The organism is Pseudoalteromonas sp. Angola-7, assembly GCF_028599255.1.
Taxonomy (GTDB): Bacteria; Pseudomonadota; Gammaproteobacteria; order Enterobacterales; family Alteromonadaceae; genus Pseudoalteromonas; species Pseudoalteromonas atlantica.
In genome coordinates, this window is record NZ_JAQREL010000007.1 from 154,558 (window position 1) to 176,328 (window position 21,771).

23 protein-coding genes and 1 tRNA gene are annotated in these 21,771 nt (G+C 40.6%); 20 read left to right on the plus strand and 4 right to left on the minus strand.

Annotated features, from left to right (window positions below; all coding sequences use genetic code 11):
* Together ubiH and PSH50_RS11785 are read left to right on the plus strand one after the other, a co-directional pair.
* Positions 1-1,188 (plus strand): 2-octaprenyl-6-methoxyphenyl hydroxylase, encoded by a 1,188-nt coding sequence (gene ubiH / locus PSH50_RS11780; RefSeq protein ID WP_273609642.1) that lies wholly within the window; start codon positions 1-3, stop codon positions 1,186-1,188.
* The gene (locus PSH50_RS11785; protein WP_273609643.1) at positions 1,185-2,351 is read left to right on the plus strand and encodes an FAD-dependent monooxygenase; all 1,167 of its coding nucleotides are present in this window, start codon (positions 1,185-1,187) and stop codon (positions 2,349-2,351) included. The genes ubiH and PSH50_RS11785 overlap by 4 nt, the downstream gene beginning before the upstream one ends.
* Positions 2,352-2,635: 284 nt before the next feature.
* Here the strand turns inward: PSH50_RS11785 and PSH50_RS11790 are convergent, their stop codons facing one another.
* Positions 2,636-3,835: an alpha/beta hydrolase-fold protein gene (locus tag PSH50_RS11790; protein WP_273609644.1), complete on the minus strand. Its 1,200-nt coding sequence runs from the start codon at positions 3,833-3,835 to the stop codon at positions 2,636-2,638.
* A gap of 459 nt (positions 3,836-4,294) precedes the next feature.
* Here PSH50_RS11790 and rpsF point away from each other — a divergent pair, with 459 nt between their 5' ends.
* The 9 genes from rpsF to alr all read left to right on the plus strand — a co-directional run bounded on the left by rpsF (position 4,295) and on the right by alr (position 10,472).
* The gene (gene rpsF / locus PSH50_RS11795; protein WP_004588455.1) at positions 4,295-4,636 is read left to right on the plus strand and encodes a 30S ribosomal protein S6; all 342 of its coding nucleotides are present in this window, start codon (positions 4,295-4,297) and stop codon (positions 4,634-4,636) included.
* Positions 4,637-4,679: 43 nt separating this feature from the next.
* The gene (priB, locus tag PSH50_RS11800) at positions 4,680-4,997 is read left to right on the plus strand and encodes a primosomal replication protein N (RefSeq protein ID WP_004588456.1); all 318 of its coding nucleotides are present in this window, start codon (positions 4,680-4,682) and stop codon (positions 4,995-4,997) included.
* 12 nt (positions 4,998-5,009) lie between these two features.
* Entirely contained in the window at positions 5,010-5,237 is a 228-nt protein-coding gene (gene rpsR / locus PSH50_RS11805; RefSeq protein WP_002962753.1) for a 30S ribosomal protein S18, read from the plus strand.
* Between the two features lie 35 nt (positions 5,238-5,272).
* Complete coding sequence (gene rplI / locus PSH50_RS11810) at positions 5,273-5,725, plus strand: 50S ribosomal protein L9 (protein ID WP_004588457.1); 453 nt, start codon at positions 5,273-5,275, stop codon at positions 5,723-5,725.
* 210 nt (positions 5,726-5,935) lie between these two features.
* Complete coding sequence (locus PSH50_RS11815) at positions 5,936-6,484, plus strand: RNA polymerase sigma factor (RefSeq protein WP_248463212.1); 549 nt, start codon at positions 5,936-5,938, stop codon at positions 6,482-6,484.
* A complete protein-coding gene (locus PSH50_RS11820) occupies positions 6,477-6,953 on the plus strand; it encodes a hypothetical protein (protein ID WP_004588459.1) in 477 nt (158 codons plus the stop codon). The genes PSH50_RS11815 and PSH50_RS11820 overlap by 8 nt, the downstream gene beginning before the upstream one ends.
* 9 nt (positions 6,954-6,962) lie before the next feature.
* Positions 6,963-7,901 (plus strand): DUF4097 family beta strand repeat-containing protein, encoded by a 939-nt coding sequence (locus tag PSH50_RS11825; RefSeq protein WP_273609645.1) that lies wholly within the window; start codon positions 6,963-6,965, stop codon positions 7,899-7,901.
* A 112-nt stretch (positions 7,902-8,013) separates the two neighbouring features.
* On the plus strand, positions 8,014-9,393 hold the full coding sequence (dnaB, locus tag PSH50_RS11830; RefSeq protein ID WP_004588461.1) for a replicative DNA helicase: 1,380 nt from the start codon (positions 8,014-8,016) through the stop codon (positions 9,391-9,393).
* Positions 9,393-10,472, plus strand: a complete 1,080-nt coding sequence (gene alr, locus PSH50_RS11835) for an alanine racemase (RefSeq protein ID WP_024031627.1) — start codon at positions 9,393-9,395, stop codon at positions 10,470-10,472. Before dnaB ends, alr begins: the two co-directional genes overlap by 1 nt.
* Positions 10,473-10,486: 14 nt before the next feature.
* Here alr and PSH50_RS11840 read toward each other — a convergent pair whose 3' ends face one another.
* On the minus strand, positions 10,487-10,726 hold the full coding sequence (locus PSH50_RS11840; protein WP_004588463.1) for a DUF2960 domain-containing protein: 240 nt from the start codon (positions 10,724-10,726) through the stop codon (positions 10,487-10,489).
* Between the two features lie 98 nt (positions 10,727-10,824).
* Between PSH50_RS11840 and PSH50_RS11845 the strand changes: the two genes are divergently transcribed.
* The 3 genes from PSH50_RS11845 to PSH50_RS11855 are packed head-to-tail and all read left to right on the plus strand — an operon-like array spanning position 10,825 to position 12,545.
* Positions 10,825-11,076 (plus strand): hypothetical protein, encoded by a 252-nt coding sequence (locus PSH50_RS11845; RefSeq protein ID WP_004588464.1) that lies wholly within the window; start codon positions 10,825-10,827, stop codon positions 11,074-11,076.
* Between the two features lie 41 nt (positions 11,077-11,117).
* Entirely contained in the window at positions 11,118-11,735 is a 618-nt protein-coding gene (gene pnuC / locus PSH50_RS11850) for a nicotinamide riboside transporter PnuC (RefSeq protein WP_004588465.1), read from the plus strand.
* Positions 11,736-11,738: 3 nt separating this feature from the next.
* Positions 11,739-12,545 carry a phosphotransferase gene (locus PSH50_RS11855; protein ID WP_273587949.1) on the plus strand — a complete coding sequence of 269 codons (807 nt, stop codon included), beginning with the start codon at positions 11,739-11,741 and terminating at the stop codon, positions 12,543-12,545.
* On the opposite strand, the gene PSH50_RS11860 is transcribed toward PSH50_RS11855, so the two are convergent.
* Complete coding sequence (locus PSH50_RS11860) at positions 12,542-12,724, minus strand: hypothetical protein (protein ID WP_024031630.1); 183 nt, start codon at positions 12,722-12,724, stop codon at positions 12,542-12,544. The genes PSH50_RS11855 and PSH50_RS11860 overlap by 4 nt on opposite strands.
* A gap of 386 nt (positions 12,725-13,110) precedes the next feature.
* Here PSH50_RS11860 and PSH50_RS11865 point away from each other — a divergent pair.
* The 6 genes from PSH50_RS11865 to PSH50_RS11890 all read left to right on the plus strand — a co-directional run bounded on the left by PSH50_RS11865 (position 13,111) and on the right by PSH50_RS11890 (position 21,325).
* A tRNA-Arg gene (locus PSH50_RS11865) sits at positions 13,111-13,187 on the plus strand.
* A 271-nt stretch (positions 13,188-13,458) separates the two neighbouring features.
* Entirely contained in the window at positions 13,459-14,919 is a 1,461-nt protein-coding gene (locus tag PSH50_RS11870) for an ATP-binding protein (RefSeq protein ID WP_273587948.1), read from the plus strand.
* On the plus strand, positions 14,912-15,517 hold the full coding sequence (locus PSH50_RS11875; protein ID WP_201780875.1) for a response regulator transcription factor: 606 nt from the start codon (positions 14,912-14,914) through the stop codon (positions 15,515-15,517). The genes PSH50_RS11870 and PSH50_RS11875 overlap by 8 nt, the downstream gene beginning before the upstream one ends.
* 166 nt (positions 15,518-15,683) lie before the next feature.
* Complete coding sequence (locus PSH50_RS11880; RefSeq protein ID WP_273587947.1) at positions 15,684-17,318, plus strand: methyl-accepting chemotaxis protein; 1,635 nt, start codon at positions 15,684-15,686, stop codon at positions 17,316-17,318.
* Positions 17,319-17,337: 19 nt separating this feature from the next.
* The gene (locus PSH50_RS11885; RefSeq protein ID WP_273587946.1) at positions 17,338-19,944 is read left to right on the plus strand and encodes an EAL domain-containing protein; all 2,607 of its coding nucleotides are present in this window, start codon (positions 17,338-17,340) and stop codon (positions 19,942-19,944) included.
* 154 nt (positions 19,945-20,098) lie between these two features.
* Entirely contained in the window at positions 20,099-21,325 is a 1,227-nt protein-coding gene (locus PSH50_RS11890) for an HD-GYP domain-containing protein (RefSeq protein ID WP_029772471.1), read from the plus strand.
* Here the strand turns inward: PSH50_RS11890 and PSH50_RS11895 are convergent.
* Entirely contained in the window at positions 21,285-21,608 is a 324-nt protein-coding gene (locus PSH50_RS11895; protein WP_029772472.1) for a hypothetical protein, read from the minus strand. The two genes, PSH50_RS11890 and PSH50_RS11895, sit on opposite strands and share 41 nt — an antisense overlap.
* Positions 21,609-21,771 lie beyond the last annotated feature (163 nt).

The following is a 21,771-nucleotide window of genomic DNA, read 5'->3' on the forward strand; positions in this document are numbered from 1 at the left end:
GTGTCTAAGCAGTTTGATGTCGTTGTTATTGGGGGCGGGCTTGCAGGGGTAAGTTGTGCGCTAAGCATTGCTAAAACAAACCCTTCACTCACTATTGCGGTAGTAGAAGCAAACCAAGTAACGGGCGATTACCACCCAAGTTTTGACGACAGAAGTATTGCCCTTGCACAGCAATCGGTTGAGTATTTACAGCAGTTAAATTTATTTGAGCCAAGTGCGCCATACACAGCAGCAATAAAAAAAGTAAGCGTGTCGGATCGCGGTCACTTTGGTAAAGCACATATTAGTTGCGACGAGTTTGCTAAACCTTCATTAGGTTACGTGGTTGAGGTAAACCCGTTTGGCCGCGCACTGTATCAGCGTTTAACGCAAGCGAGCATTGCACTTTATTGCCCCGATAGCGTAAGCGCTATTAAGCAAAGCCTAAACAGTAATGAGGTTACTTTACAAAGCGGCGAGCAACTTAATACTAAACTACTGGTTATTGCCGATGGTGCGCAATCTCCAACCCGTAACTTACTGGGTTTAGGCTTTAATACTCAGCCCTATGAGCAAGGCGCTATTATAGCCAATGTTGAAGTAGCAGGCGGGCATAACAACCATGCGTATGAGCGCTTTACCGAGCACGGCCCTATGGCGCTTTTACCAATGAGCAATAGCCGTTATTCATTAGTGTGGTGCATGAAGCAACAGCACGTTGAGCAGCATACAGCCTTAAACGAAAATGATTTTTTAAACGCACTGCAAAGTGCATTTGGTTACCGGGCAGGGCAATTTACAAAAGTGGGCACACGCACAAGCTACCCGCTAGTATATGGCCAAGCTGAATCATTAACGGCGCATCGTACGGTAGTCATTGGTAACGCTGCTCATGCTATTCACCCCATTGCAGGGCAGGGCTTTAATTTAGGCCTGCGTGATGTACAAGTACTTAGTAATTTAATTGCAACAAGTAAATACGAGTTAGGCAGTTATGCGTTTACCCGTGAGTATTCACAAAAGCGTAGCAGCGATATAAATACCGTAATGAGTTTAACCGACGCACTGGTTAGGCTTTTTTCAAACTCGTCACGGGTATTAGCGCTTGGGCGCAGCATTGGGCTTTTCTCAATGGATTTATTTCCCGCATTAAAAGCACCATTGGCCAAGCAGCTAATGGGGCAAGTTAAACAAGGTACACGTTTATGAAGCAAGCACAGGTTTGTATAGTGGGTGGTGGCTGCGTAGGCTTAACCCTCGCGTTAGGACTCGCTAAAGCCAATGTAAGTGTTGTGGTGCTAGACGCCGCACCAAAGCAATTACCGCCAAGTGATGAATATGCCTTGCGGGTAAGTGCGCTGAGTATTGCAAGCCAAAACCTGTTTGAGCAATTAAACGTATGGCCACACATAATGGCAGAGCGAACGTGTGCATATACGCATATGGACGTACGCGATGCCGACAGCTTTGGTAAAATAGCCTTTAATAACGAGCAACTTGAGCTTGAGCACTTAGGCCATATAGTTGAAAACGATATTATTCGTTTTGCACTTATAAAAGAGCTAGGGCAACAACCAAGTGCCACACTGATGTTTGATACCGAGTATCAACAAGTACACCAAAGTGAGTCTGATGTATTTATAACCCTTAAAAGCGGCGAGCCTATTATTGCTAAGCTGCTGGTGGCGGCCGATGGCGCAAATTCGGCTATTCGTAAACAATTTAATATGGCGCTAAGCTTTAAAGATTACGACCACCATGCATTGGTTGCTACGGTTAAAACCAAAGAGCCACACGCAAACACCGCACGCCAAGTGTTTTTACCAACTGGACCATTAGCATTTTTACCACTTAGCGATGACAACACCCATTCTATTGTGTGGTCTACCAGCCCTAACCATTGCGATGAATTGCTAGCAATGGACGACACTACTTTTAATAAAGCTGTAATGGCAGCCATAGATGGCCAATGCGGGCTGTGTGAAGTGCAAAGTAAACGCGCAGCATTTCCACTTAAAATGCGCTACGCCCAGCAATGGGTAAGCGGCAAAGTGGTATTAATGGGTGATGCAGCGCACACCATTCACCCACTTGCAGGGCTTGGTATGAACCTAGGCCTAAAAGACGCCGCGTATTTAATTGAGCTACTGACAAGTGATAGTAAAGAGTTTGCGAGCACCCGTACCCTTCGCGATTACGAGCGCACCCGCAAGCTCGACGCGCAAAAGCACATAGCCATGATGCAAGGGCTTAAAGAGTTATTTGAAGGTGCCAACCCGGTTAAAAAGCTGATACGTGGAGTCGGGCTGTCACTCGTTGATAACCTAGGCCCAATCAAACACCTATTCGCCAAAGAAGCGATAGGCAAATAACGTAGGTTGGGAAGAGCGAAGCGAAACCCAACAGATAAAGTAAAGTGGTTAGTTTTAGCTATCAGCTTTCAGTAAAGAAAAACCGATGTTTAGGTTAAACATCGGTTTTTGTTTTTAAGTGGCTTTAAACAGATTAAAAACTGCGCTTTTCACGCGAGCAAGCTTTGCGTCTTGCAAAGTTTCACACTGAGCTTAATTTTATCTGTAGGCGTTTAGTTTGCTGACGCGACGAGCATAGCTCGTAATTACTATCGTCAGTTAAAAAGCGCTTTGCGTTAAATTAGTTACAAATTGGCTCGGGCTTCAATTACCATATCTTGTAGTGCATCAATTAACAGTGGGTCGCGCGAGTTTTGTTTAGCAAGTTTTAGTGCGTGTTTCATACTGGCAACAGCTTCTTTAAACTGTTTGTCAGCCGTGTAGCCTTGCGACAATCGCATGTGGGAGTAAGCAGCATTAGGGTAATCACGAGTAAAGTGTTTAAGTGTAGTTATCGCTTTTTTAGTGTTATCAAACTTTTGCTGGCTGTGGGCAAGCTCTACGTACACATCTTGTGGAATTTTAAGCTCAAATCCATACTTATCGCTCAGTGCTTGGTAGTAACCTGAAATAAGTGATACATCGGCAAATTTTCCGTGCTCGTCAGTCACTTTAAAAATTAGGTCACTAAATAAGTGAATTAGGCTATCGCTAAGGGCTGGCAGTATAGTGCCCATATGAGTAAAAGTAGGGTAATGCTTATATTCCCATTTTAGCTGTGTGGGCATTTGTTGTTCTAAATTTACTAACGTATTTAATGCGCCTGTATAAAAACGTGCGCCTTCACTCGCTACACTAATAAATAACTCTTGAGTGCCTTTAGGGTTTTTAGTGTATTTAATAATATTATTTTTTAACTCTTCGTCACTCCACCAACTATTTGGGCTAATAGCTATGTAGTTGTTAAACAATTCCGGCTGATTAACTAAAGTATAAAGCGCTAATGTACCAGCGTTAGAGTGACCAATTAAGGTGTTGTAGCCGTTAGTTGAGTAATTGCTGTTTATATAGGGCATGAGCTCGTCAGACACAAATTTTAAAAAGCTGTCGGTTTTCCCAGCATCAGGCCATTTATTTTTTACAAAGGTTTGAAACTCAGTTTTCGGCTCACCATCTACTTTAGGTAAGTAATCACGCACGCGGTTAGTTGTATCAATACCAACAAGCATGGCATTAGGTATTTGTTCGTAATCAACTAAGGATTTTATAACACCTGACGCCGTATGAAAGTGCTCAACACCATCTAGTAAATAAATAACATAAAGCGGCTGATCGTCTTTTACAGTGTCAGGTATGAAAATTCTGATAGGCCTGTCTTCGTTAAGTATTTTTGATTGTAAAATGACTTTTTTACCAACGGTTATGTCGGTTGTAGCGGTGTCTGCGAGGCTTAAAAAAGAGGTACTAAAAGCAAATGCAAATACAAATAATAGTAAGAGCTTCATAAATATCCTTATTAAATAATGTGTTGCTTAATAATTGCACGGCTTTAGGTTTGAGTAAATGTTTATATTTTAGGCGCAGGTGGAAGGGGTAAGTAATTAAAAGCTGCGCTTTTTACGTAAGCAAGCTTTGCGTCTACACACAAACCCAACGCACTTATCGTAATTCTGCTTGTTGATGTAAAGCGAACGCATATTAATATCCCCCTGATAGCTGATAGCTGATAGCTGATAGCTGATAGCTGATAGCTGATAGCTGATAGCTGATAGCTGATAGCTGATAGCTGATAGCTGATAGCTGATAGCTTTAACACTTATCTATCAAAGCTTAAAAAACCTGCTTGCTTAATTATCCATCTAAGCGTAAAATGCGCGCTCATTTCGGCTTTTACACTATTAATTCCTTGCCTTAAACCGACCGGCCGAAACGGTAGAAGGCTCTATTAACCGTAAGGAATATCCATGCGTCATTACGAAATCGTATTCATGGTTCACCCTGATCAGAGTGAGCAAGTATCTGGTATGATCGAACGTTATACTGGTTCTATCACTGAAGCTGGTGGTACTATCCACCGTCTTGAAGACTGGGGCCGTCGTCAACTGGCTTACCCAATCAACAAGCTTCACAAAGCTCATTATGTTCTTATGAACGTTGAAGCACCTACTGAAGTAATCAGCGAGCTAGAAACTACTTTCCGCTACAACGATGCAGTGCTTCGTAACTTAGTTATGCGTACTAAAAATGCAGTAACTGAAGCGTCTCCTCTTGCAAGAGAAGAGAAGAAAGAAGCACCAGCTGCTTAATTGTTTTGAGTCCTAGCATGGCACGTAGTCAGCAGTTAATGTAATGGTTAGCCCATATATGAATCAGCTGGTTATATCGGGGGTTGTTTGTAAAACACCCAAGTTTAGCCAAAGCCCTGCAGGCATACCGCATTGTATTTTTGTTGTAGAACATAAATCGATGCAAACCGAAGCAGATCTTAACCGTAATAGTTACGTTAGGCTTCAGGTTGTTGCCAGTGGTAAGCAAATGCAACAACAGACTCAACATTTGCACGTTGGGCAGGCATTGCAAGTGAGTGGTTTTTTAAATCGCCACGAAGGTCGTAACGGCCTTAGCCAATTGGTTTTGCATGCTCAGCATATAGAAAGAATTATTTGAGGAATTAATCTCATGGCACGTTATTTCAGACGTCGTAAGTTCTGCCGCTTTAAAGCGGAAGGCGTACAACAAATCGATTACAAAGATCTAGCTACTCTTAGAAACTATGTTACAGAAAGTGGCAAAATCGTACCTAGCCGTATTACAGGTACTAGCGCTAAATACCAGCGCCAGCTAGCAACTGCTATTAAGCGTGCTCGCTACTTAGCCCTTCTTCCATACACTGACTTACATAAGTAAGCAGCGGATTAACAGTTTTTAAAAGGTGTAGAAACATGCAAGTTATTCTACTAGATAAGATCGCTAACCTAGGTGGCCTAGGTGACCAGGTTGTTGTTAAATCTGGCTTCGCACGTAACTTCCTTTTCCCGCAAGGTAAGGCAGTTCCTGCAACTAAAGCAAACATTGAAACGTTTGATGCTCGTCGCGCAGACTTAGAAGCGAAAATCGCTGAACAGTTAACTGCAGCACAAGCACGCGCTGACAAACTAGAAGCATTAGCAGAAGTTACTTTAGTATCTAAAGCTGGTGACGAAGGTAAGCTATTCGGTTCAATCGGTACTCGTGACATCGCTGACGCTATCTCAGCTGTTGGTGTTGAAGTTGCTAAATCAGAAGTTCGTTTACCTCACGGTACTATCCGTGAAACTGGCGAATTCGACGTTGCAATCGCAGTACACTCAGACGTAACAGCTACTATTAAAGTAATCGTTATTGCTGAAGCTTAATTTTTAATTAAGCCCAAAAAGCCGTGCTTTTAGCGCGGCTTTTTTGTATCTAAAATTCCTCTTTAATACCCATCTAATAGCTCTATATAAAATTATTTAACTATTTTTATTATTAGTTTAAACCTTTCTTGTCTGTCTTTGCGTCTTAGTAATCAATACACTCATTAATACACGTTTTTAAATAAAAATAATTAAAAGGCGACATCACGGATGTTACACACAAAACCCGAGCACACGCCCCTATGCGACCTTGCACTCATTGAGCGTGTTAAAGCGGGGGATCAAAATGCCTATAAGGCATTATATGAGCTGCATATAAAGCGTGTTTACGGTTTATGTTTGCGCTTATTGGCCGATGAAGCGCACGCTGAAGATGCCGCCCAAGAGGTGTTTGTGCAGGTGTGGCATAAAATAGCGCAGTTTGACGGGCGCTCACAATTTTCTACTTGGCTATATAGCGTAGCAAGCAACATTGCGATTAGTTATGTACGCAAGCACAAAAGCTGGTTAAACAAAGTTGTGAGCATAGAACAAAGCGGTATGGATGAGCAAAGCGTGCAAAGTTGTAAGGGATTAAACGGGTTAGATAAATTAATTGTTCGCCTACCAGAGCGCGCCCGCATGGTGTTTGTTTTATATGCTATTGAAGGCTACCGCCACGAAGAAATAGCCCAGCAATTGGGAATGGCAGTGGGGTCGAGTAAGTCGCAATATCATCGTGCAAGGCAGTTATTACAAGAGTGGTACGAGTATGAGTAAACAAAATTTTGATGACTACTTAAACGAGTCTTTAAACAATTTAAATAAAGACATAGCGCCCAATAAAGCACTTTGGCAGGGCATTGAGCACGCCATAGTGACAGCTAAGCCACCTGCTGTTAAAGCGCCACTATGGCCTAAATTAAGCGCTATTGCTGCGTGCAGTGCAGCGGCGTTATTAGCAATAAATATATTTATGAGCAATAACGAGCCAAGCCAAGTGGTTGCTATGAGCGATTATTTTAAAGCGCAAAAGCAAAGTTTATTAGTGCAGTACAAAAACCAGGATGCACTTACCAATAACTGGCAAGCACAGTTACAAGAGCTTGAAGAAGCAGAGCAAGCAATTAAACAGGCACTTGAAAACGAGCCACAAAATCAGGCGTTACTGACCATGTTGGCGCAAGTTTACCAGCAACAACTCGACTTAATTAACAAGGTGCATGCACCGCGTTGGCAGCAAATATAGGGGAATAATATGAAAGCAATTTTACTTGGGCTGAGCCTATTACCACTGAGCGTTTTAGCGGGCGAAAAAATAGATAAGCAAATAGAGGTGCCAAGCGGCGGCACTATTTTTATTGAAAACCAACGTGGCGATGTAAACATAACCGGCTGGGATAAAAACGAATTTAAAGTCTCCGGCGAGCTTGATGACAAGGCCGAAGGGTTTGAGCTTAAAACGACAGGCGATAAAACCGAATTTATAGTAAAAATGCCACGCAATTTGGGATGGGGTCACAATGGAGATGGCTCTAACTTAACGGTATTTATGCCAAAAAGCAGTCGCTTAGAATTTGCTGGCGTAAATGTGTCAGTGACTGCAAAAACACTTAAAAAAGGCGCTGAGGTTGATGTTGTTAATGGTGAAATTACGGTAAATGACATTAGCGGCACTGTTAAATTAAGCACCGTAAATGGCGATGTAAACGCACAGAACTTAAGCGGCAATATTCAATTTGAAACCGTAAACGGTGAAATAAACGATAAGCAATCAAGCGGAGAGCTGCGCTTTAGCGCCGTAAATGGCGATATTAAATCAAGCACAACCGCAAACGACGTACGATTAGAAAACGTAAATGGCGATATCGATTTTACATTATCGAGCATTAAAAGCTTACGTATTAATACTGTAAACGGCGAAGCTGAAATACACATCAGCGAACTGCTAAAAGGGGCTGATGTTCGCTATGAGTCGGTAAGTGGTGATGCTGATTTTTACTTCCCGCAAAGCGTGTCGGCTCAGTTTGAGATTAAAGCGCACGCCAACGGTAAAATTATTAATAAAGTTACCAGCGATAAAGTGACTAAAGCTAAATATGGCCCCTCTAGTGATTTAGAGTTTAGTGCCAATGGTGGCAGCGCAAGTGTTGAAATGGATACTATAAGCGGGCGCATTGAGCTGCGAACTAAATAAGCTAATTAGCGTTAATGATTACAAAAAGCAGGAAAAGATTTCCTGCTTTGCTATTTGCACAGCCCCGCCAAGTCGATAGAATAGAGCCATTCAATTTTAGTACTGTGAAGTTATGGCCAAACCAGATAAGCAAGTCGATACCCTTAAAGTTCCTCCCCATTCAATAGAAGCTGAACAATCTGTTTTAGGTGGCTTAATGCTTGATAACCAAGCTTTTGACCGCGTAGCAGAGCTGGTTGTTGCGCAGGACTTTTATACCCGCACCCATAAGCTTATTTTTGAAGCCATGACCGCGCTTGCTGAAGTGGGCGATCCGATAGATTTAATCACAATTTCAGAAAGTCTTGAAAAAAATAACCAACTAGCAGGCATTGGTGGTTTTGCGTATTTGGCCGAAATAGCTAAAAACACCCCAAGTGCTGCGAATATCGATGCATACGCCAATATTGTGCGTGAGCGCGCGGTAGTACGCGAAATGATTGGCGTAGCTAATGAAATAGCCGAAGCTGGTTTTAACCCAGAAGGGCGCACCAGCCACGACTTATTAGACTTTGCCGAGAGTAAAGTATTTAAAATTGCTGAGCAACGTACAAAAAGTACCGAAGGCCCGCAAAGCATTCATAACATTCTTGAAAAAACCGTCGATAAAATCGAAGAGCTATACCAGTCGCCGCAAGACGGTGTAACCGGTGTAAGCACTGGGTATGCTGATTTAGATAAAATGACAGCAGGTATGCAGCCTTCTGATTTAATTATTGTTGCAGCACGTCCGTCGATGGGTAAAACCACCTTTGCGATGAACCTTGCTGAGCACGCCGCAATGACGCAAGACAAGCCTGTGCTTATTTACTCATTAGAGATGCCCTCTGAACAAATTATGATGAGGATGTTGGCATCACTTGGTCGTATTAACCAAACTAAGGTACGTACTGGCCAGCTAGATGATGACGATTGGGCACGCCTTTCATCAACTATGGGGCTGTTGATGGAAAAAGGCAAAATGTATGTTGATGATGCATCGGGGCTTACACCTACCGATGTGCGTTCACGTGCAAGACGTATAGCGCGCGACCACGGTGGTATTAGTATGATCATGGTCGATTACCTTCAGTTAATGCGCGTACCTAGTTTATCAGATAATCGTACTTTAGAGATTGCCGAAATATCGCGTTCATTAAAAGCGCTCGCTAAAGAGTTACAGTGCCCGGTTATTGCGCTTTCGCAGCTAAACCGTACGCTAGAGCAACGTGCCGATAAACGCCCAATTAACTCAGATTTACGTGAGTCGGGTTCGATAGAGCAAGATGCCGATTTAATCATGTTTATATACCGTGATGAGGTATACAACGAAGACAGTACAGAAAAAGGCATCGCCGAAATTATCATAGGTAAACAGCGTAACGGCCCAATTGGTAAAGTGCGCTTAACCTTCCAAGGGCAATTTTCTCGCTTTGATAATTACGCGGGGCCAGCAGTTGATGATGAATACTAATGCGCCTAGCCACTGCCGAAATTAACCTAACCGCCCTTGCGCATAACTTATCGCAGGTAAAACGTTTTGCGCCAAATAGCAAAATAATGGCGGTATTAAAAGCCAATGCGTATGGGCATGGTTTAGTAAAAATTGCCCAGCACTTAAATAGTGCTGATGCTTTTGCTGTTGCCCGAATTGATGAAGCCCTCGCACTGCGCGCCGGTGGTTTAACAAAGCCAATAGTACTGCTTGAGGGATTTTTTAATAAAGCCGACTTACCTATTTTATTGGCTAATAATTTTCAAACTATTGTGCACGACGAAAACCAGCTTGCAGCAATAGAAAATGCCACCTTAGATGCGCCAATTACTTGCTGGCTAAAAATAAACACCGGCATGCACCGATTAGGCATAGCACCTGAGCAGTTTGACGCATTTTATAGCCGCTTGCAGCGCACACCCAATGCTAAAAGCACCATTAATTTGATGACCCATTTTTCGTGTGCCGATGATACGCACAATACTAAAACGGCACAGCAAATTAGCTTATTTGATACGCTTGTAAAGGGCATAGACCAAGCACATTGTTTATCAAACTCGGCCGGTATTATAGCGTGGCCTGCAGGACACGGTGATTGGATACGCCCAGGACTTATGCTTTATGGGGTGTCGCCAATGGCAAACTGCACAGGGCAAGAGCACAATTTAAAGCCGGTCATGCGTTTAACCACAAAGGTGATTGCAGTGCGTGATGTTGCCGCCCATGAGCGAGTAGGGTACGGAGGCCGTTGGCAAAGTGACAAACCAACCCAATTAGCCGTAGTGGCTATGGGTTATGGCGATGGCTATCCGCGTCATGCCAAAGAAGGCACACCGGTTATGATTGCAGGGCAGCGTTACGGTATTGTAGGCAGTGTGTCTATGGATATGATAAGCATTGATATAGGTGAAAACGAGCACAATGTTAAAGTAGGCGACAGCGTTACAATGTGGGGGCCGGAGCTTCCGGTTGAAGAAATAGCCCACTGCGCCGATACTATCCCTTACGAATTACTGTGTAATATTACACCGCGCGTAAGTTACGAGTATCAGCGATAGTTAATAAGTGATATTTATTCTTTAATAAAGTAAATATCACTAAAGCCCATGCGGGCAAATTCTTGGTCACGAAAGTTACGTACAGCCGAAGAGCCTTTTGAGGTCATTTCTATTTGGCGTACCATGTTTAAGTAGTTGGTTAAATCAATACCTTCGGCAGCGGCAATAGCTTGATACATGTCGTGGTATTTGTCTTTTGCGAAGTTAATTTCGCGCGGTTGGTTTTTAAATGTATAGGTTATTCTGCGTGCCATAATAAGCTCAGCTAATTGAGTGTGAGTGTAATTTTACACTGTATTGAACTGGCATTGAACGATTTGTTGAAATCAAATAATTAAAAGTAGAGTTTAAAATGAAATTATCAGTAGAGATCAGTAAATACCCACTTCATCAAGATTACATCCCGTTTATTAAGGGCTTTATTGACCGTTTAAACGAATACGACAACTTAAAAGTGATCACCAACACGCTTTCTACGCAAATTTTTGGTGATTACGATTTAGTAATGCAAGTGCTAAACACTGAAATTAAACGCTCGTACGAAGAGTTTGGTAAGGCTATTTTTGTTTGTAAGTTTTTATCTGGCGATTTATCTCCAGAGTAATCGCCTTTATTTAACGTGTATTAAAAACGGTAACCGCACACATGGATTTTTTAACACAAACCTTAAGTGGTTTTACTGCAATGTCGCATTGGGAATATATTGCGGTAGGGTTGTCTATTGCTTATTTATTACTGGCAATAAAAGAGAGCCTATGGTGCTGGCCAGCCGCTTTTTTTAGCACGCTTATTTACACCATAATGTACTGGAATGGCGCGCTGCTTATGGAGTCGCTACTCAATTTTTATTACATGTACATGGCTGTATTTGGCTGGATGGTATGGCGCAAAGGCAAAGCAGATAATATTAGTATTACCTCATGGTCTACACAACGCCACGCCATTCTTATAGGCGCTACGAGCTTAGCGGCCATTATTATTGGCTATGTAATGCAAAACTACACCCACGCCGATTTTGCCTACCTAGATAGCTTTACAACCTGTTTTGCGGTGGTAACCACGTATTTGGTTGCTAAAAAAGTACTCGAAAACTGGCTGTATTGGATTGTTATTGATGCGGCCTCTATGTATTTGTATTACGAAAAAGGCTATTACCCAACGCTCGCGCTATTTATTTTTTACACTATTATGGCCGCGTGGGGATTTAAAACCTGGTACGAAGAGTACGAGCAAAGCCAAGCTAAGCCATTAGCGCAATTATAACGCATGCACCGTAATCCAAATATTGCCGCGTTATGTAGTGAGTTTATGGCACCTGAGCACGTGCTACAAACCACTAAATTAGTGAATGGTTTAAGTAACGACAATTACCTAATAAAAACCGCACAGCAAAACTACTTATTAAAATGCTACAAATCGCATTGGCCTAAAATAGGGCTACAAGCCCAAACTGCACTTAGCCAGCATAACGTTTGCCCTAAACCCATTTGGCTTGATAAGGCTAACAGGCGAGCTGCATTTCGCTATATTTGTGGCGATATTGCCACTAATAGCTACAGCATCGACTTAGTTGAAAAATTGGCACGCGTTCATAGTTACCCTCTAGCTACACAGCCAATGGATATTGCAAAAGAGCTTGTGTATTACGCTAATAGCAACATATATCAACAGCACAGCCGCTTAATTGAAGATACGCTAAGCGCCATTAGTGACATGCCCTACAACAGTGGCTTTTGTCATAACGATTTAGTTAAAGATAACCTAATAGTAAATTCAAGTGGCATGTATTTGATTGACTTTGAATATGCGCAAACAAACGACGTGTATTTTGATTTAGCGGCACTTGCGGTTAGCTTAGAGCTAAATGCGCACGCAGAGCACACTTTGCTTGAGCAATATAGCGCCCAGCAAGCAATACCCAGTGAGTTTTATTGCACTTATGACAAGCTACGTTACTTTAAAGTGGTGTTTTTGGTGTTATGTATAGGGTGGTATGAGCAGCGCGACATAAATAATAAGGCAAGCACATTACGCGCGCAGCTAAATAAGTTATTAAACGAGATAAAAGATTAAAGCCCGCCAAAACGCGCGGCAAGCTCTTTGTACTTCGCTACTTCGTCAGCATCAAATTGGGGCTCACCGTTTTCATCTTCAGACTTGGCAATAAGCAAGCTCTCACGAGCAAGGCGTTTTACCCGCTCGGCTTTTACACCTAAAAACTCAGCCACTTGCTCAGTCGACATTAAACTCATAATTACATCCTCTATATAATCCGTAAGCATTCAGAACATGTTGCCAAACGGTTACTATTTTTTTATCGAATACCAATAAATAGCTTGTTTTTGGCAAGTTGTGAAGTGTTTTATCAAAAACAGTTTGATTTATAGGCATATAACTCAATGATGCTGGTATTTATTTAAAGATCTCTTTATTATTGCCAGTGCTAAAGCATTGATATCGCGAGTTAGTGTTTTGGCAACAAATGTGCTCTTGTGGTGAAATGGATATCACGTGGTCCACCTTGTGGTGAGCTATATAAAACAAGCGCAGTAATAGTGAGCTTATAATGCATTTTTGTAAGTTCACATTACAACTTAAGGTAATTATCCTCTAACTCATTAGTAGTTATGATTATTGGCCGCCCGTAGCTCAGCTGGATAGAGCGCACCCCTCCGGAGGGTGAGGCCAGAGGTTCGAATCCTCTCGGGCGGGCCATTTTACAAATCACTTCAATATTATTTATCTTCCAGACCTTAAAACCTTACACCGAAAAAACTCCCTTGAGGAAATATGCGCTTAAATGCATATTTTTGTATTAATATATAATAATTATTCATATACTTGTAACAAATGTAATTTACTCTTGGGTGTTAGACTAAAACTCATAACATTTTGACTGTGTTTTATTCTAAAGTGATGCTCATTAGCTTTTGAATCATAGGGATATTTTTATGCATTTATTAACCTATGTTTTGGCGGCCTATTCGTGTATACAATTTTTAATATTTATTGGATTAACTCTGTAAAACCTGTAATTACAGCCTTAGTATTGATTGCTGTTATTTTGGCAATAATTTTTTTCGATACATTTTGCTCAATTAATATCTCTATTCCTGTCTTTTATATTGTTGTTATAATTTTTTACTCTAATAAAGAGTCGTTACAGCGAGTATATGGCTTAAGTGCAGCCTGCATTTTACTAACTGTTTTAGCCTTCTTACTTGGCCATTATAACAACATATGGTCTATCGAATTCGCCCACTGCTTTGTTAACCTAGTTGCTATTATTAGCACCACCTTTTTGATCAGAAAAAACAAATTAAAAAGTGAAAAATTACGCTACAGCGAAGAGCTTTTAACGCAAACTCAAGAGCTGAGCAAAACAGGCAGTATTCGCTTCGATTCCCCAACAAAACAAGTTACTTGGTCACATGAAACGGCCCGTATTTTTGATTATGATTTAACTAAACAGCCAACCTTGGCATGTATTTATCGACGAGTACATCGTGCCGATATAGTTAATTTAAAAGAAGCGTTAACTGAATTTAGTGATGAGTCGCCCCTTGTTTCTGTGCAATTTAGGCTAATGCTTTCAAATGATAAAATTAAATATGTTTGTATGCTGATAAAAAGGGTACCCCTTGGCGATACAAGCGCTGTATACATTGGCGCAATTCAAGATATTACAAAGTTTAAGTTAAATGAATTTGCTAAAACCAAAGCTCAGTCTGATCTGGCTCATGCAAACCGTGTAAGTGTGCTTGGAGAGCTGACGACTACGCTTGCCCATGATATTAATCAGCCGCTCTCAGCAATTACTATAAATAGCGAAGCTGCAGGACGCTGGCTTGCGCAAAGCCCGATAAACACGCACGAAATAAAACAAAATTTACTTGGAATTAATAAAGGGGCTCAAAAGGCCAGTGACATTATTCAGTGCATTTATGCACTTGCTAAAAAATCACCTATCGATAAAACCTTAGTGCCAATCAATAGTATATTTAGCGAATCATTTGCCCTTATGGATGGTTTAATTAATAAAACAGATGTGGCAATTGATTATCAAGGGAACTCGGCTGATTGCACTTTATTTGCTAATAAAGTGGCTCTTCAGCAAGTGATAATTAACCTCTTACTTAATAGTATTCAGGCGTTTAAACATGACCAAGCAGATAAAAAAATTAGTATTACGGTACAAATAAATGGCCCAAATATAGAGATAATAATGAAAGATAATGGGCCTGGTTTTAAAAGTGATAGTGCGTCAAAATTTTTTAATGCGTTTTACACAACCAAAAAAAATGGCATGGGAATGGGGCTTACTATCTGTAGCACTATTATTAAAGATCATAACGGGATCATTAAGATTAGTAACAATCCAACAGGGGGAGCATGTGTCATATTAAGCCTAAAGGCTCAATGTGATGGGGGAGAAGTATATGAATAAGCCTTTAGTAATAGTGATTGATGATGAACAAGCAATTCGTGAGGCTATAGGCAGCCTTGTGCGCTCTGTAGGATTAGACTTTTGCGGCTATGGTTCTATTCACGATTTTAATGCCACTGTAGATCAAACTCGCCCTAGTTGCCTAATATTAGATGTGAGAGTTAATTTGGATAATGGGCTAGATTTTCAAAATAACTTAAAGCAATTAGGCTTACAAATCCCCATTATTTTTATAACGGGTTATGGCGATATTGCTATGTCGGTTAAGGCAATGAAAGCCGGTGCTATCGACTTTTTAACTAAGCCTTTTAGAGAGCAAGACTTACTTGATGCAATAATGCAAGGCCTACAAAAAAGCCAATCGCATCTAAAGCTACTGCAATTACAACAAAAATATAAGCAGTTAAGTATGCGAGAAAGAGAAGTAATGAGTATGGCTGTAAGTGGTTTACTTAATAAACAAATTGCATCTGAGCTTAATTTAAGCCTAATAACAGTAAAAATTCACCGTGCGAATGCGTCTAAAAAAATGCAAGCCAGTTCATTTGCCGAATTAGTAAGAATGAACGAAATGTTACTTTCTTCGATGAATGGTTAATGAGTAAATACCCAATAAAACACCTCATTAACTTTAGGATCAATCACCCTATACCAAGGTATAGGCAGTACATACGCACGTACAGATACAGTAACATTTGAGTACAATTTTCATTATAAAGTTTACAGCGTAGCATTGCGCACAATTTAAACTACTGTGAAATATAATGGATATTAGAAAAGTAAGCATCGCAAAACGAGCTGTATTATTTTGCGCATTTTTAACATTAGTATCATGCCTAATTGGTAGCGGTGCTTTTTTTGTTTTATCTAAAGTTAACTCTATAACGAACACCATTAATGAGTATTGGGTGCCAGGCCTTATACAAGCGCAAGAGCTAAGTAATGATATTGCGAGTATTCGCTTAGAAGGTCAGCGCATTCGTGCCACAGAGCTCTCCTCAGTGATTGCCACGAGTAAACAAATTATTGTGCAAAACGAAGCAAATATTACAACCACCTTATTTACTTTAAAAAATGCACATAATGATCCAGAAAAAACCGCAATAGCTAATCAGCTCAGTACTGCGGTTAATACTTATTTTCAAAGCCTAAATGAGCTTATTGGCAAAATAGAAAACAACTCGCTAAGCCAGCAGCGCTCAATTGAGCTCAATAAAGAGCTGGCTGTTAAAGGCAGTGAGCTATACCGCCACTTAGGCGCACTTATTAAATATAATGAAGTGGGCGTGAGCAAAGCAACTCGCTCTGCGGATCAAACATTCAATAACGCAATCATAATTCTTGTTGCTGTTATTTTAGCCGCTGTGATAATTAATATATTGCTGGGAATGTTGTTTATTCGCAGTATTGTTACTCCACTGAATCAGGCTGTAATACTGTTAAATAGCATTTCACAGGGCAATTTAAACAACCAAATTGAAATTAACGAAGCACATAATGACGAAACCAGTTTGCTTTTTCATAGTATGCGCACAATGCAGCATAACTTATCAAGCATGGTTGAAAAAATTACTTTAAGCTCACAAAACCTGTCCTCAGCTGCATTTCAAATTAATGAAGTGATGGCGCAAAGTAATAATGATTTACGCTCGCAAAGTGAGCAAATAGATCAGTCTTCAGAATCAATTTCGCAAATGAATATTGCGATTGACGAAGTTTCGCATAATGCCAGTGTCACCTCGGCGTTATCGCAATCATCCGACCAAGATGCGCAGCAAGCAAAGGCTAATTTAGATGAGTCAATGCGCGCAATTTCTGAGTTAGTAAATGAAGTATTAGCCGTATCTAGCAGCACCAGCTCACTCGAAAAAAGCACAGATGAAATAGCCAGTGTTTTGGTCGTTATTCAAAGTATTGCCGATCAAACCAACCTACTTGCACTTAATGCCGCTATTGAAGCTGCTCGTGCAGGAGACTATGGCCGCGGTTTTTCTGTTGTTGCAGAAGAAGTAAGATCGCTTGCTCATCGTACGCAAGAGTCTACTAAAGAGATTGAGTCGTTAATTAGTAACATTCAACACCATACCAAAAACACCGTGGAGTCTTTAAAAGAGAGCTCGCAAAAAGCAGGCTATACCCTCACTCAATCTGAGCAAGTAAGCACCTCACTTGATAAAGTAACGCGGGCAATTAGTGAGATAAACGGTAAAAATATTGTGATTGCTACAGCCACAGAACAACAAGCTATGGCAACGAAAGAGCTCAACCGAAATATAGACAATGTAAAAGAGTTATCTACCTCTACGGCCAGTGGCGCAAATCAGACATTTGTTGCTACGCAGGAACTTAATAATTTAGCGGCAGATCTTAATGATGCTGTGATGAGCTTTAAAATTTAACTGTTAAGGTTATAAATACATGAATAGCATTATTGGTGTTGAGCTAGATAAAACTAAACCTAAGCTAAATATAAAGTCGTTTTTAGTTAATAAAACCTTTAAGTGGGCAAGCTTTTGGGGCGGGACATTACTGTTACTTTGCTGCTTTTTGTACATGAGTTATACGCAAATTCAAAAGCACACCATAGCGCAACAGTACAATCTTAATTTAGCATTAGAGTCACGTATTTATGATGGTCTTATTTTTCCGCGTTTAAGCTCGCTAAGAAAAATAGATCAGTTTATAAATCAGCAGGAGATTTTACAAAAGCAAGAAGTGTTCGCTTATAACCAGTCGCTGCAATACTCACTGGCAAATATAAACGTATACAACTCTTTAGGCGATATTGTCCTTGGGGCAGAGCACGTAGAGCTTGAAAGCTTTATTAAAGCAAAACCGCCTTTGCGTGAAACGTTATACGCCGATCAAGGCAATAACTCTCTGCATCTTATTATTCCTACACAAAGAAGTGGCGAGTTGTCGGGCTGGGTCTCTACACAAATGCCACTGGATGCAATTACTGCACTTTTTGCCTCTATAGATGTGGGTAAGCATGGCATATTAGCTATACGTTTAGATAATACATATAGTGATTTAATCCATTACCCACGCCTTTTACCTAGCTCTGAGCAAAACTACCCTAAGCTTTTAGATAGCATGGTGAGTACGTCAAACTCAGGCACCTTAAAAAGTGCTGATTACTACGATAAAAAGAACCGTTTATATAACTATAAGCGCATAGGCGACACCGCCCTTTATCTAGTCACCGGCTTAGCAGTAAAAGATTACTTAGCCGAGTGGATTATTTATGTATACATAGCCATTGGCTTAAGTGGCGCTATGTTGTTTTTAGTATATTGGTTTAACAATAAGTTAGGGTTATCGGTAAAGCGTGAATACACCGCACTAGAAAGTTTAAAACTACACGAGATACAAACCAAGTTATTGCTCGATAGCATAGGCCAACCAATTATTATTGTGAATTTAGACGGGGGATGTCGCTATTTAAATAAAGCGGCTTATAAACTCACGGCTATAGCTCAAGATGTGGTTGATGCAAATTACACGCTAAACGAGTTGTTTGGTCATAACGCGACATTTATACCTAGCTTGCTTGATAACATAAATAGTGCAAAAGAGTTCTCGGCTGAGCTATTAGAGTACACGAATGATCACGGCCATACCTTTTCGTTAGAAATTAGAGCGTATCCAAACTTGCAAGAGCAAAAGCTGCTTGGCGCATTTATTAGTGTTCATGATATATCTGAACAGAAAGCCGCAGCCGAAAAACTAGCTTATATGGCGATGCATGACCCGTTAACAGGCTTAATTAACCGCTGGAAGCTAACCGAAGAGTTTGATAAAGCTGTTGCTAAGGCCCGTTACACGCAACAAGAAGTTGTGCTCATTTTACTTGATTTAGACAACTTTAAAGCGATTAACGACTCATTAGGGCATGGCGCTGGCGATTTAGTGTTAGTTGAAGTAGCAAAACGTTTGCAGCAATTTAATAATGAAAGCCATTTTATATCGCGTTTAGGGGGAGATGAATTTTTACTATTAGCCAATACTCAAGGGCTTGCTCAGCTAAATATTTTATTAAAAGAAATGCTATTTTTGTTTAATACCGCATTTGTAATTGACGACTACCAAGTTGTTATTACGCCTTCTATTGGCGTTGCGCGTTATCCAGAGCATGAAACAAGCTTTGAAGAAATGCTAAAAGCGGCTGATGTTGCGCTTTATGATGCAAAAGACAGTGGTAAAAATGCATATAGTTTTTACGCACCGCATATGGGTGAAGAAGGGGTTCGTAAGCTTTATGTGCAAACACAATTAAGGCAAGCATTTGAGCAGCACGATCTTTATTTAGACTACCAACCGCAGTTTGATATAAATAGTCGTAAAGTTGTTGGTGTGGAAGCCTTATTACGCTGGAAGCATGCAGAGCTTGGGCAAGTTTCACCTGCTGAATTTATACCGGCAGCAGAGCGAAGTGGCTTGATTATTCCTATTACGCAATGGATTTTAAACCAAACATGCGAGCAAGCCGCAAAGTGGGAAGCGCAATATAATCAAAAAATTGTATTAGCTATTAACTGCTCTGCGCATCACTTTACACAGGGCTGCCTTGTAAGTGATGTAAAGAGTGCGTTGTCTGAGTCGGGATTAAGCCCTGAACTACTCGAGCTTGAAGTGACCGAATCGGCATTATTAGAATCATCAGAAAAAGTAACAACTATTATTTCTGCTCTAAAAGAGCTTGGTGTTAAATTTGCGATAGATGACTTTGGTACCGGTTACTCTAATATGGCTTACTTAAAGCAATTTGCCGCTGACAAATTAAAAATTGATCGCTCGTTTATCTCTAAACTTGATAGTAAAAGTGATGTTTCTATCGTAGAGGCCATTATAACGCTTGCTCATAATTTTAATTTAATAGCGATTGCAGAGGGCGTTGAAATGGAAAGCGAACTCAAAACTTTACAAGATAATGGCTGCAACCAAGTACAAGGGTTTTTATTGTCAAAGCCTATATCGAGCGATTCAATACATAGTATGTTGGCAACACAATGTAATGCTTAATGCTTAATGCTTAATACTTAATATGAAATAACTAGATTTGTACTTTTTAGTATGGATCTAGTTATTTATTATTTGCTAAATCTCAAAAAGTAGACTTTTAGGGTTAAACAATGCTATTTAGTAGGCATATTTAATTGTAGAAAACGCTTCTGCCATGCTCATCGCGTTACCCATTTCAGAGCTCACCCCAGGTATGTTTGTTGACAGTGTTACCAAACAGCATGAAGGGCTCAACAGTATAAAAATAAAAACCAGTGGCTTAGTGCGAAACCAGGCAATTATAAAACGCTTAGTAACCGAAGGCGTTTTAGAGCTGCTTATCGACTTTACCAAAGGCGATGCCGCCATACCCGATAAGTACAAACCTAAGAGTGCGCCCCCACAAAAGAGCACCACTTCAAGCAGTAAAACAAAACCACCCGCTGTAAAACCTGCGATTACCCTTGAGCAAGAATTTGCCAAAGCCAGCATCAACTTTGAGCAGCATAATCGCAAGCTGCAAGCTTTGTATGGCGATGTAACCACAGGGTTGTCGGTTAATTTAAAGGTGATTGATGAAATGGCTAACGATATAGTCAGCTCGGTATTTAGAAATACCAGCGCAATGACCATTTTAACCCGCATAAAAGACAAACATAGCTACAATTGGCGCCACATGATTAACTGCGCTATTTTTACCGCCGTATTTGCTAAATATTTAGGATATAAAGAAGAAGCCGTGCAGCAGCTTGCTATGGGCGCGTTACTTCACGACTTAGGCCAAGCTAAACTCCCGCAGGGGATTATTTCTAGGCCAAGTAAACTCACTAGCAGCGAAATGGATATTATTAAACGCCATGTGGCTCAAGGTTTAGGTTTGGTTAAAGGTGAAAAAGGCATTACCCCCCTTATACTCGACATGATAGTTAACCACCATGAGCGATTAGATGGCTCAGGCTATCCGCGTGGTATAACAGCTGAAAAGCTTAGTCGCCCAGCGCGCATAATGGCGATTGTTGATGTGTACGATGCGTTAACAGCCGATAGACCGCATCAAGAAGGGGATGAACCCATTAATGCGCTGCGTTATTTGTTGGCTAACAAAGAGCTATTTGATGCAGAGCTAGTACAGCACTTTATTAAATGTTTAGGTGTGCACCCAGTAGGCACTATTGTTAAATTAACCAATGAGCGATTAGCTCTCGTGCTCGAGGGCAATAAATCAAATCCCATCAAGCCTAAAGTTAAGCTATTTTATAATGCTAAACACGGGCACCACGTCACCCCTAAAGACTTAGACTTAAATGAGCCTGATCAAAGTATTAAAATAGTGTCGAGTATCAAGCCACTCGACTATCAAATTAATTTGGCTCGTTTGTTAAAAGAGCACTTGTTGAATTAGCTTTTTTACAGCGTTTAAGTTTTTCGCGTTTAGCAGAAATATAAGCGCCTAAAAAACAACTCGCCATTAACGTTAGCCATAATAATGTTCCTTGCTGCACATGCAGTGCAATACAGCAAAAAGCTAACGACACTAATGCATTTAGCATGGCCCCTAACCAGTAATGGTTTACGGGGTTATCGCATTGGCCGGCTTGTGTGCAGGCACAATAGTTTGCTTTATAAAAACAAAACACACTGGCGCCACAAAAAATGAGCCCTGCAATAATAAGTAAAATGATCACCTATTTGCTTCCTTTGTGATTTTGTAATGAGTTTAAAATGCAGGGAATTACAAGTCAATCTAAATGATAATTAATTACAATTAGAGTATAAGCTCTAATAACACATTTCTGCTCCGATGAGTTTTAAATAGTTGTTAAAATGTAGTTAAAAAACGTGTTTTTT

Bases quoted from the DNA above. Each gene is read 5' to 3' on its own strand.
- dnaB (WP_004588461.1), top strand. From the start codon at position 8,014: ATGGCCAAACCAGATAAGCAAGTCGATACCCTTAAAGTTCCTCCCCAT.
- PSH50_RS11840 (WP_004588463.1), bottom strand. From the start codon at position 10,726: ATGGCACGCAGAATAACCTATACATTTAAAAACCAACCGCGCGAAATT.
- PSH50_RS11875 (WP_201780875.1), top strand. From the start codon at position 14,912: ATGAATAAGCCTTTAGTAATAGTGATTGATGATGAACAAGCAATTCGT.
- rplI (WP_004588457.1), top strand. From the start codon at position 5,273: ATGCAAGTTATTCTACTAGATAAGATCGCTAACCTAGGTGGCCTAGGT.
- PSH50_RS11825 (WP_273609645.1), top strand. From the start codon at position 6,963: ATGAAAGCAATTTTACTTGGGCTGAGCCTATTACCACTGAGCGTTTTA.
- alr (WP_024031627.1), top strand. From the start codon at position 9,393: ATGCGCCTAGCCACTGCCGAAATTAACCTAACCGCCCTTGCGCATAAC.
- PSH50_RS11880 (WP_273587947.1), top strand. From the start codon at position 15,684: ATGGATATTAGAAAAGTAAGCATCGCAAAACGAGCTGTATTATTTTGC.
- PSH50_RS11885 (WP_273587946.1), top strand. From the start codon at position 17,338: ATGAATAGCATTATTGGTGTTGAGCTAGATAAAACTAAACCTAAGCTA.
- PSH50_RS11785 (WP_273609643.1), top strand. From the start codon at position 1,185: ATGAAGCAAGCACAGGTTTGTATAGTGGGTGGTGGCTGCGTAGGCTTA.
- pnuC (WP_004588465.1), top strand. From the start codon at position 11,118: ATGGATTTTTTAACACAAACCTTAAGTGGTTTTACTGCAATGTCGCAT.
- rpsR (WP_002962753.1), top strand. From the start codon at position 5,010: ATGGCACGTTATTTCAGACGTCGTAAGTTCTGCCGCTTTAAAGCGGAA.
- PSH50_RS11845 (WP_004588464.1), top strand. From the start codon at position 10,825: ATGAAATTATCAGTAGAGATCAGTAAATACCCACTTCATCAAGATTAC.
- PSH50_RS11815 (WP_248463212.1), top strand. From the start codon at position 5,936: ATGTTACACACAAAACCCGAGCACACGCCCCTATGCGACCTTGCACTC.
- rpsF (WP_004588455.1), top strand. From the start codon at position 4,295: ATGCGTCATTACGAAATCGTATTCATGGTTCACCCTGATCAGAGTGAG.
- priB (WP_004588456.1), top strand. From the start codon at position 4,680: ATGGTTAGCCCATATATGAATCAGCTGGTTATATCGGGGGTTGTTTGT.
- PSH50_RS11790 (WP_273609644.1), bottom strand. From the start codon at position 3,835: ATGAAGCTCTTACTATTATTTGTATTTGCATTTGCTTTTAGTACCTCT.
- PSH50_RS11820 (WP_004588459.1), top strand. From the start codon at position 6,477: ATGAGTAAACAAAATTTTGATGACTACTTAAACGAGTCTTTAAACAAT.
- PSH50_RS11890 (WP_029772471.1), top strand. From the start codon at position 20,099: ATGCTCATCGCGTTACCCATTTCAGAGCTCACCCCAGGTATGTTTGTT.
- PSH50_RS11860 (WP_024031630.1), bottom strand. From the start codon at position 12,724: ATGAGTTTAATGTCGACTGAGCAAGTGGCTGAGTTTTTAGGTGTAAAA.
- PSH50_RS11855 (WP_273587949.1), top strand. From the start codon at position 11,739: ATGCACCGTAATCCAAATATTGCCGCGTTATGTAGTGAGTTTATGGCA.